At 59.5% G+C, this 326-nt stretch carries 1 protein-coding gene; it reads left to right on the forward strand.

Going from position 1 to position 326, the window contains the following annotated elements; genetic code table 11:
- Window positions 1-61: 61 nt before the first annotated feature.
- Window positions 62-326: hypothetical protein (locus KJQ96_RS38955; RefSeq protein WP_249727417.1), on the forward strand; the 265-nt coding region annotated here is incomplete at its 3' end.

Genomic DNA, 326 nt, shown 5'->3' on the forward strand with positions numbered 1-326 from the left:
TGTGATCTACACCTCCGGCTCAACAGGTACGCCCAAGGGCGTCATGGTCGAGCATCGGGGGATGACCAATTATCTGTGGTGGGCCGGCGATACTTACGCGCCCAGATCATCCTCCCTGGTCTCCTCGCCTCTGACCTTCGATGCGACAGTTAATAGCCTGTTTGCGCCTCTGATCTGTGGTGGCCACGCACTGCTTGTCAGGGAGGGGGACGAGGTCGAGGGGCTAAAAGCAAAGATCAGCTCGCAATGTGGGCTCGTCAACATCACCCCGAGCCATCTGGATGTGCTTGGGCAACAGATGCTGGCGGACTCGGCCGCCAGCCAAG

The organism is Bradyrhizobium sp. sGM-13, from assembly GCF_018398875.1.
Lineage (GTDB): Bacteria > Pseudomonadota > Alphaproteobacteria > Rhizobiales > Xanthobacteraceae > Bradyrhizobium.